The organism is Streptomyces sp. B1866, assembly GCF_031932565.1.
Classification (GTDB): Bacteria; Actinomycetota; Actinomycetes; order Streptomycetales; family Streptomycetaceae; genus Streptomyces.
The window spans coordinates 1-9,667 of record NZ_JAVSCF010000243.1; the positions used below are offsets into that span (position 1 = coordinate 1).

A 9,667-nucleotide genomic window follows, 5' to 3' on the forward strand; every position below is an offset into this window, starting at 1 on the left:
CCGCGGCGCCGGAGGGCGCGCCGCCGGCCGCCCCCGCGTCCGCGGCGGGTGCCGCCCCGGGTGCGGGGACCGACGGGGGCGGACCGTGGCGGGTGCTGGTCGAGCGGGTACCGACGCGCGCCGTCGACGAAGTGGTCTTCGACCACCTCTTCCGCTCCTCCCGGCACGCGTTCTGGCTGGACAGCAGCGCCACCGACGCCTCGCTGGGCCGGTTCTCCGCCATGGGCGACGCCTCCGGTCCGCTGGCCCGCGTGGCCACGGCCGACGTGTGGCAGGGCACGGTCACGGTGACCTCCGCCGCGGGGACGGAGGTCGTCGGCGAGCCGTTCCTCGACTGGCTCGCCGGCGACCTGGCCGCGCGCCGGGTCGAGGTGCCCGAGCTGCCGTTCGACTTCACGCTGGGCTGGGTCGGCTACCTGGGGTACGAGCTGAAGGCCGACTGCGGCGGCGACCGCGCGCACCGCTCCGCCGAGCCCGACGCGGTCATGGTCTACGCCGACCGGGCCGTGGTGTTCGACCACCTGACCGCGACCGCCTACCTGCTGGCCCTCGCCGCGCCCGGCGCCGAGCAGCCCGCCCGCGCCTGGCTGGAGGGCACCACGGCCGCGCTGGCCCGGCTCGGCGGCCGCCGGCCCGAGCCCGGCCCCGGGCCCCAGCACCTGTCCGGCCTGCGGCTGCGGCACGACCGGGACGCCTACCTCGCGGCCATCGCCACCTGCCAGGAGGCGATCGGCCGCGGCGAGACCTACGAGGTGTGCCTGACGAACATGGTGCACGCGCGGGGCGATCTCGACCCGTGGCAGGGCTACCGGTTCCTGCGCCGCACCAGCCCCGCTCCGTTCGCCGCGCTGCTGCTGCTGGACTCCCTCTCGGTGCTCAGCACCTCACCGGAGCGGTTCCTGCGGGTCGGCGCGGACGGCCTGGTGGAGTCCAAGCCCATCAAGGGCACCCGGCCGCGCGGCGCCACCCCCGCCGAGGACGACCTGCTGCGCGAGGAGCTGCGCACCAGTGAGAAGGACCGGGCGGAGAACCTGATGATCGTGGACCTGGTCCGCAACGACCTGGGCCGGTGCGCGCAGGTCGGCTCGGTCCGCGTGCCCAGCGCCTTCGCGGTCGAGTCCTACGCCACCGTGCACCAGCTGGTCTCCACCGTGCAGGCCCGCCTGCGGCCGGGCCACCGCGCGGTCGACTGCGTACGGGCGGCGTTCCCCGGCGGCTCCATGACCGGAGCGCCGAAGATCCGTACCATGCGCGTCATCGACGAGCTGGAGGCCGGGCCGCGCGGCGTGTACTCCGGCGCCATCGGCTACTTCTCCCTTTCCGGCGCCGCCGACCTGAGCATCGTCATCCGCACGGTCGTCGCCACGCCCGGCCGGGTGTCCTACGGCGTCGGCGGAGCGATCGTGGCGCTGTCGGACCCCGCGGCCGAGTTCGAGGAGACCGCGGTCAAGGCCACCCCGCTGCTGCGGCTGCTGGGCGCGGAGTTCCCCGGCCAGCACCCCGCCGCGGCCGGCTGACGGGCCGCGCCCCGGGCCGTACCGGGCGGGCGCCCCCGGCCGGCGGCCCGGGGCCGCATCCGCACACCACCGAGCGAAAGGGATGAGGACGCGATGGGCACGGTGCGCACACAGGTCGCCATCGTCGGCGCGGGTCCGGCCGGGCTGGTGCTGGCCCACCTGCTGCACCTGGAAGGCGTGCGCTGCGTCGTGCTGGAGCGGCACGACCGCCCGTACGTCGAGGGCCGGGTCCGCGCCGGGCTGCTGGAGCAGGGCACCGCCGACCTCCTGCGGGACAGCGGGGCCGGGGAGCGCATGGACCGCGAAGGCCACGTCCACGAGGGGTTCGAGCTGCGCTTCGACGGGGAGCGGCACCGCCTGTCCACCATGGAGCTGTGCGGCCGGACGGTGACGATGTACGGGCAGCAGGAGGTGGTCAAGGACCTGCTGCGGGCCCGGACGGAGGCGGGCGCGCCCCCGTACTTCGGCGTGGACGACATCGTGCTGGACGAGCTGACCGGGGACCGCGCCACGCTGCGGTGCACCCTCGGCGGCACGCCCACCACCGTCCGCGCCGACTTCGTGGCCGGCTGCGACGGCTTCCACGGCGTGACCCGCCGCAGCGTCCCCGGCGGGCACCTGACCGCCTACCGGAAGGACTATCCGTTCGCCTGGCTCGGCATCCTCGCCGCCGCGCCGCCGGCCGGGGAGGAGCTGGTCTACGGCGTCCACGACCGCGGCTTCGCCCTGCACAGCATGCGCTCGGCCACCGTCAGCCGGCTGTACCTGCAAGTGGCTCCCGACCAGGACCTGGCCCGGTGGCCGGACGACCGGATCTGGGCGGAGCTGCGCACCCGCCTGTGCCCCTCCGGCGAGCCCCTCAACGAGGGCCCCGTCCTGCAGCGCGGCATCACGTCCATGCGCGGCTTCGTCGCCGAACCCATGCAGTACGGGCGGCTGTTCCTCGCCGGGGACGCGGCCCACATCGTTCCCCCGACCGGTGCCAAGGGCCTCAACCTCGCCGTGTCGGACGCCGCCGTCCTCGCCGGGGCCCTGGCCTCGTGGTACGCGGGCGGGAACCGCGAACCGCTGGACCAGTACACGCGCACCTGCCTGCGCCACGTGTGGCAGGCCCAGGACTTCTCGGCGCGGATGACCTGGCTGCTCCACCCGCACCCCGGCGAGGACCCCATGGAGACGCGGCTGCGCCGGGCCCGGCTGCGGCACCTGGTCGGCTCCCGGACTGCCGCCGCGAGCTTCGCCGAGGACTACGCGGGTCTCACCCGCGACCCCGCGGCGGCCCGCCGCGGGGCGGACCTCGCCGGCCGCCCGTCCGCGGCGGCGGGCGGCCGGCGAGGGCGGGCGACATGACGTATCCGGACGCGGAACTCGACGGGCGGACGGCCGACGCCGCGGCGCTGGGTGCGCTGGCCCTCACCAACTACGGCCACTTCACCACCATGCGGGTCGAGGAGGGCCGGGTGCGGGGCCTGGGGCTCCATCTGGACCGGCTGGTCCGCGACTGCCGGACCGTCTTCGGCGCCGACCTCGACACCGCGTACGTGCGCGGCCTGCTGCGCCGGGCCGTCGCGGACACCACGGGGCCGGTGCTGGTGCGGGTGACGGTCTTCGACCCGGCTTTGGACCTGGGGCATCCCGGCCGGCCGGGCGCCCCGCGGGTGCTGGTCACCCGCCGTCCGGCGGCCGGCCTGCCGCTGCCGCCGCTGCGGGTGGTCACCGCCCCGTACGTGCGGGACACCCCGCGGGTGAAGCACACCGGCCTGTTCGGCGCGCTGCACGCCCGCCGGCGCGCCCAGGTGAGCGGCGCCGACGACGTCCTGTTCACCGGCCCGGACGGCTGGATCCTGGAGGGTCCCACCTGGAACGTGGGGTTCGTGGCCGCGGACGGGGCGGTGGTGTGGCCCGCCGGAGACGTCCTGCCCGGCGTGACCGCGGCGCTGCTGCGCGGCACCGGCGACCACCGGGTCCAGCCGGTGACGGTCGCGGGGGTGCGCGGCATGCGGGCCGCGTTCGCGGTGAACGCCGGGATGGGCGTCCGTCCGATCAGCCACATCGACGCCACCGCCTTCCCGCTCGGCTTCCCGGCGGCGGCGCAACTGCTGAAGGCCTATCTGGAGATTCCCGGCAAGCCGCTGTGAGGCCGTACGGGACCCGGGCGGTACTGCGGTGGGCGGGCGGGGTCCGGCCGGCGCCCGGCTCGTCCAGGGGCGGGTGGGGTTCCTGGGCGAGCCCGCCGAGGAGTCCCGGCGCCAGGCGCGGCTGTGCGCCCGCGACATGCGCGCGCCGGCAGGCAACTTTGCCGACGACGGCGTCGCCCCGGTCGTCGGGTACGCCATCGGCGACCGGGCGGCGTTCGACTTCGTGGTCGGCGCGCTGCGGCCCCGGCCGGTGATGTCCGTCGTGCCGGCCCCGCCGCTCGCGATGTGCCGCCAGCGCAACGCCGCCCGCCCGGTCCGGGAGCGCGTCCACTTCGACTTCGCGCCCCAGTACCGGGTGATGCGCGAGCAGTCGGGCGGTGTCGGCTGGTGGCTGGACAGCGCGGCGCTCACCCCGGAGGAGACCGCCGCCGCCATCGCCGCCCACGCCCCCGACAGGGCCGTCGTCTGAGCTGCCTTCGCCGGTACGCGCTCACCGGGCCGCGCGGGCGGGCCGTGAGGCGGGCGGGCACGGGCCGCGTTAGGGCTGCTGCGCGGTGAAGGCGGCGTACGCGGGCGCGTTGAACAGGACGAAGCGCGCCTCCCGCACCGCGGTGTCCGTGCTCCGTACCGTCTCGACCGCGATGCGGGCCCCGTCCTCCACGGGCCAGCGGTAGACGCCCGTGGAGACGGCGGGAAACGCGACGGTCGCCGCGCCGAGTTCGTCGGCGACCCGCAGCGACTCGCGGTAGCAGGACGCCAGGAGGGCGGAGCGGTCCTCGGCGGCGGACCAGACGGGGCCGACGGTGTGGATGACCCAGCGGGCCGGGAGGCGGCCCGCGGTCGTGGCGACCGCCTGGCCGGCGGGCAGGCCGTCGCGGAACCGGGAGGCACGCAGCTCCCGGCAGGCGTCGAGGATCTCCGGCCCGCCGGCCCGGTGGATGGCGCCGTCGACTCCGCCGCCGCCGAGCAGGGAGGAGTTGGCCGCGTTGACGACGGCGTCGACGTGCTGCTCGGTGATGTCGCCCTGGACGTAGGTGATGTCGGTCATGGGCCCATCCTCGGGCATCCGCGGGCGGGGCGGGCGTCAGGCGCCGCCGGGCGGCGCCCGCGGCTTCGGGCTTCGTCCCCCGGCGCCGCCGGGGCCCGGCGCTCGGGGACGGCGTGCGTGCCGCCCGGCCCGCGGCCCGCGCGGGCCGACGGCGGTCGACGGGCCCTCAGGCCGTACCGGGCCAGGCACTGCGGACCGTACGGGCCCGCCGCGCCGCCGGGCAGCGGGCAGGGGGCTGCCGGTGCGCCGACGGGCCGTCTGCCGGGCCGCGGGCGGCGGTCAGCAGGTCTGCCGCAGGTATCCGCGGTCGCCCGGGGCGGAGACCTCCAGGTCGCGGCGGACGACGCTCAGCCGGCCGCCGGAGTCCGCGCACGCCGCGCGCAGGCCTTCGGCGCTGTACTCGATGTCGATGACGTGGGCGCCGAACGCGGCGGTGTAGGCGCCGCACTCGCCGTACCGCCCGCACTCCTCGGTGACCGCGAAGTCGGCTCCGGCCGCCGTCCGGCGGTCCGCCAGTTCCACGGCGTTCTTCTGGGCGACGGCCAGGCCCCGGGCGTGCGCGCGGGCCGCGAGCAGGGACAGGAACGCCTGCGCGTCGCCGCCGGTCAGCAAGCCCCGGGACCGCTCGTAGCTGTCGTAGTTGTCCGGCTCGACGGCGTCGAAGCCCTTCTCGGCGCAGTCGTCGATCCACGCCCCGACCCGCGCGGCAACGCGGTCGCGCCGGGCCGGGGTGCCGATGTCGAGCAGCGCCTCGTCCCAGTCCTCGTCGACGACCACCTCGCCGTCGCGGTCGCGCAGCAGCAGGTCGGGGTCCCAGTCGCCCTCGCGGTCCGGCTGGGCCTGGAAGGCGTTGACGTAGCAGATGGTGTACCGGCCGGGGGCCGGGGACGCCTCGTGGTCGCGGGTGACGACGGCCACGCCGGGCGGCGGCGGGTAGGGGCCGCCGATCTGGTAGTCGAAGCCGGCGTGGGCGGGCGGCAGGGCCACGGCCGCGCCGCCGTCCGGGGCGCCGTTCCCGGTGCCGTCCTCCAGGGCCGACCGGAGTGCGAGGACGGCGGCGAGCACGGCGAGGACGGCGAGCACGGCGAGGACGACGGCGAGGGCGGCCCGCCGCCGGGCGCTTACCGGCATGCACGCTCCACGGGTGGGGCCCGGGCTGTTCGGGCGGCCGCGGGACGCGTCACCGTGCCGGGCGGCGGCACCAGCCTAAGGGGGCGGCCGCCAGGGGCGGCCGCCGCCCCGGGCGCGGGCGGCAGGCCGGGGTTCAGGTCCCGGCCGGGCAGAACTCCGCGTCGGCGACGCCCGTCAGCGCGTCGGCGTCCAGCAGCCAGTCGCCGTTGATGTGGAAGGCGAGCGTGTGCCGGCCGCCCGGGGTGCCCACCGCGTCCGAGGTGCCGCCCACGGTGCCGCCGTCGTGGCCCCAGACCGTCACGCCGCACGGCAGCCGGTGGGCGAAGACGCCGAGCCCGTACGCGTCGACGCCGGGCACGCCCGTGGCCACCCCGTCGAACATCTCGGCCATAGCGGCGGGGCCGAGCAGCCGGCCGGCGAGCAGCGACCCGTAGAAGCGGTTCAGGTCGCCGGTGGTGGTGACCAGTTCGCCGGCGGCGCCGTACCAGGACGGGTTCATGGCGGTCGCGTCCCAGGGCAGCGGGCCGCCGGGCGGGCCGAGCGCGTACTCCACCGGGTGGGGCTCGGGCAGGGTGGGCGTGGTGCCGGGGAAGGAGGTGCCGGCCAGTCCGAGCGGGACGAGGACCCGCCGCGTCGCCTCCTCGGCGTACGAGTGGCCGGTGGCCCGCTCGATCACCATGCCCGCGACCGTGTAGTTGGTGTTGGAGTAGCGCCAGCCGGTGCCCGGCTCGAAGACCGGGGGGTGGCGGAGCGCGGCGCGCAGCAGGTCCCGCGGCGTCTTGGTGTCGTACCGGTGCACGAAGAAGGCCGGTCCGGTGAGCTGGGCCCGCAGTGCGGGGTCGTCGAAGTAGTTGGGCAGGCCGCTGGTGTGGTTGAGCAGGCGGCGCAGCGTGATGCGCCTGCCGTCGTTGCCGTGGCCCCGGACGACGCCGGGCAGCCAGCGCTCGACCGTGTCGTCGAGGTCGAGCACGCCCTCCTGCTGGAGCTGGAGCAGCACGACGGCCGTGAACGTCTTGGTGATGCTGCCGGCCCGGAAGTGGTCCCGCGGCGTCCACGCGCGGCCCGTCGCGAGGTCGGCGGCTCCGGTCGCGCCGTGCCAGGTGCGCCCGTCCCGCCGTGCGGTGGCGCCGGCTCCGGGCAGGTCCTTCGCGGCGACCGCCCGCTCCAGGGCCTCCTGGGTGGCGGGGTGTCCGCCGTCCGGGCGGGCCGCGTGGGCCGTCCCGGCGGACCCGGCCGTCGCGGCCAGCAGGGCCGCGACGAGGGCTGGCATGGCGGTACGCGGCAGCCGCATGGGCACTCCCGGTGAGAAGGTGGTGGTCCGTCACCGGTGAGGACTCCGCCGCCCGGCGCGGGGTTGACCGGCCGGAGCGGTTTTCCGGCCGGGGCGGCCGGGCTACCGGCGCGTGGGCCGGGCGGCCGGCCCCGGCTGGGAGGTGGCGCAGTGCGGGCAGCGCACCCGGACCGCGTCGGCGGGCACCCGGAAGACGTGCAGGCAGGGCCACCATCCGCCGGGCCGCGCGGCCCGGCGCAGCAGGCGCCGCCGGCCCCGGCAGCGTACGTCGGTGTCGCAGGGCACCGCGTCGCCGTGCGCCACCGGCATCTGGGCGCCGCACATCGCGCAGACCACCTCCACCGGCAGCTGCCACCGCACGCCCTGGTCGACACCGCACCGCTGGGCCACGGTCCCCACCGGGGCCACCGCCCCGCACTCCGGACACCGCATGTACCACACGCGCGCCGCACCCATGCCCCTCCCGACTGTCCGGCCGCCCCGCACCGTCCATCCTCCCCTCCGCGTCAACCTCCACCGGAGATTTTCCGACGTCTCCGCCCGGCCTTGTGGCCCCAGACTAAGCGATCGCTTAGTATCGCGGGCGGACGACACCGACCGCCCGCGGCGCGCGCCCGGAAGATCCCGTCCGGCCTGACCGCGCCGGCGGCCTTCCGGGCCCGCATCCCGCCTCCCCAGCACGCCGTGGAAGGACCATGGGTTCAACGCTGCTCTCGCGCCGTGACATCGACTTCCTGCTGTACGAGTGGCTCGACGCCGAGTCGCTGACCGCGCGGCCGCGGTACGCCGACCACGCGCGCGAGACGTTCGACGGCGCCCTCGACCTGAGCGAGACGATCGCCGCCCGGCACTTCGCCCCGCACAACCGGAAGAGCGACACCGAGGAGCCGCGCTTCGACGGGGAGCGCGTGCACGTCATCCCCGAGGTGGGCAAGGCCCTGGCGGTCTTCGCCGAATCGGGCCTGCTCGGCAGCGGGATGGACCACGCGGTCGGGGGAATGCAGCTGCCCGCCGTGCTGACCAGTGCCTGCTTCGCCTGGTTCCAGGCGGCCAACGTCGCGACGGCCGGATATCCCTTCCTCACCGCCGCCAACGCCAACCTGCTCCTGGCGCACGGCACGCCCGAGCAGGTCGACACCTACGTACGGCCCATGGTCCAGGGGCGTTTCTTCGGCACCATGTGCCTGTCGGAGCCGCAGGCGGGCTCCTCGCTGGCCGACGTGCGCACCCGCGCGGAGCCGCGCGAGGACGGGACCCACCGGCTGTTCGGGAACAAGATGTGGATCTCCGGCGGCGACCACGAGCTGTCGGAGAACATCGTCCACCTGGTCCTGGCCCGGATTCCCGGCGGGCCCGCCGGGGTCAAGGGCCTGTCCCTGTTCGTCGTGCCCAAGGTGCTGGTGGGCGCCGACGGGACGCTCGGCGAGCGCAACGACGTGGTGGCGGCCGGGCTCAACCACAAGATGGGCTTCCGCGGCACGGTCAACGCGCTGCTGAACTTCGGGGAGGGGGCCTTCCGGCCGGGCGGCTCCCCCGGCGCCGTCGGCTTCCTGGTCGGCGAGCCGCACCGGGGCCTGGCGTACATGTTCCACATGATGAACGAGGCCCGCATCGGGGTGGGCCTGGGCGCCACCGCGCTGGGCTACACCGGCTACCTGCACGCGCTGGACTACGCGCGCACCCGCCCGCAGGGCCGCCCGGTCGCGGCCCGGGACGCCGCCTCCCCGCAGGTGCCGATCATCGGGCACGCCGACGTCCGGCGGATGCTGCTGGCCCAGAAGGCGTACGTCGAGGGGGCGCTGGCGCTCGTCCTGTACTGCGGGCGGCTGCTGGACGAGGAGCGCACGGCGCCGCGGGAGGAGGCGCGGGCCCGGGCGAAGCTCCTGCTGGACGTCCTCACCCCGGTCGCCAAGAGCTGGCCCGCGCAGTGGTGCCTGGCCGCCAACGACCTGGCCATCCAGGTGCACGGCGGCTACGGCTACACGCGGGAGTACGCCGTCGAGCAGTTCTACCGGGACAACCGGCTCAACGCCATCCACGAGGGCACGCACGGCGTCCAGGCCCTGGACCTGCTGGGCCGCAAGGTCGTCATGGACTCGGGCGCGGGGCTGCGGGTACTGGCCGAGACCGTCTCGGCCACCGTGGACCGGGCGGCCGCGGCCGGCGGCGAACTCGCCGGGCTCGGGCGGCGGCTGGGGGACGCGCTGGGGCGCGTGACGGCGGTGACGCGCGCGCTGTGGGCGGGTGGCGACCCCGAACTGGCCCTGGCGAACGCCTCGGTGTACCTGGAGGCGGTCGGGCACGTGGTCGTGGCCTGGATCTGGCTGGAACAGCTCCTGGCGGCCGACGGCCGCCAGGGGGCCTTCTACGACGGGAAGCGGCAGGCGGGCCGCTACTTCTTCCGGTTCGAGCTGCCCCGGACCGCGGCGCAGTTCGACCTCCTGGAGAGCCTGGACCGCACCACGCTCGACATGGAGCCCGGCTGGTTCTGACCCGGCGCGGGCCCGCGTGCCGGGCCGCGGCGGGGCGGGCGGCGCGGGCC

At 76.4% G+C, this 9,667-nt stretch carries 9 protein-coding genes; 5 read left to right on the plus strand and 4 right to left on the minus strand.

What is annotated here, in order from left to right; all coding sequences use genetic code 11:
- The 4 genes from pabB to RKE29_RS24220 form a co-directional block, all read left to right on the plus strand.
- On the plus strand, positions 1-1,517 hold a 1,517-nt coding region (pabB, locus tag RKE29_RS24205; protein WP_312007730.1), incomplete at its 5' end, for an aminodeoxychorismate synthase component I.
- 93 nt (positions 1,518-1,610) lie between these two features.
- Positions 1,611-2,867 (plus strand): 4-hydroxybenzoate 3-monooxygenase, encoded by a 1,257-nt coding sequence (locus RKE29_RS24210; RefSeq protein WP_312007731.1) that lies wholly within the window; start codon positions 1,611-1,613, stop codon positions 2,865-2,867.
- A complete protein-coding gene (locus tag RKE29_RS24215; protein ID WP_312007732.1) occupies positions 2,864-3,655 on the plus strand; it encodes an aminotransferase class IV in 792 nt (263 codons plus the stop codon). The genes RKE29_RS24210 and RKE29_RS24215 overlap by 4 nt, the downstream gene beginning before the upstream one ends.
- Before the next feature lie 28 nt (positions 3,656-3,683).
- On the plus strand, positions 3,684-4,124 hold the full coding sequence (locus tag RKE29_RS24220) for a phosphotransferase (protein WP_312007733.1): 441 nt from the start codon (positions 3,684-3,686) through the stop codon (positions 4,122-4,124).
- A gap of 69 nt (positions 4,125-4,193) precedes the next feature.
- Here the strand turns inward: RKE29_RS24220 and RKE29_RS24225 are convergent, their stop codons facing one another.
- The 4 genes from RKE29_RS24225 to RKE29_RS24240 all read right to left on the minus strand — a co-directional run bounded on the left by RKE29_RS24225 (position 4,194) and on the right by RKE29_RS24240 (position 7,581).
- Complete coding sequence (locus tag RKE29_RS24225) at positions 4,194-4,703, minus strand: O-acetyl-ADP-ribose deacetylase (protein ID WP_312007734.1); 510 nt, start codon at positions 4,701-4,703, stop codon at positions 4,194-4,196.
- A 279-nt stretch (positions 4,704-4,982) separates the two neighbouring features.
- A complete protein-coding gene (locus tag RKE29_RS24230) occupies positions 4,983-5,834 on the minus strand; it encodes an endo alpha-1,4 polygalactosaminidase (RefSeq protein ID WP_312007735.1) in 852 nt (283 codons plus the stop codon).
- Between the two features lie 133 nt (positions 5,835-5,967).
- Positions 5,968-7,125, minus strand: coding sequence for a serine hydrolase domain-containing protein (locus RKE29_RS24235; RefSeq protein WP_312007736.1), 1,158 nt, complete (start codon positions 7,123-7,125; stop codon positions 5,968-5,970).
- Positions 7,126-7,227: 102 nt separating this feature from the next.
- Positions 7,228-7,581, minus strand: coding sequence for a hypothetical protein (locus RKE29_RS24240; protein ID WP_312007737.1), 354 nt, complete (start codon positions 7,579-7,581; stop codon positions 7,228-7,230).
- A 239-nt stretch (positions 7,582-7,820) separates the two neighbouring features.
- On the opposite strand from RKE29_RS24240, the gene RKE29_RS24245 reads away from it, so the two are divergent.
- A complete protein-coding gene (locus RKE29_RS24245) occupies positions 7,821-9,617 on the plus strand; it encodes an acyl-CoA dehydrogenase (protein ID WP_312007738.1) in 1,797 nt (598 codons plus the stop codon).
- The last annotated feature ends 50 nt before the right edge of the window (positions 9,618-9,667 follow it).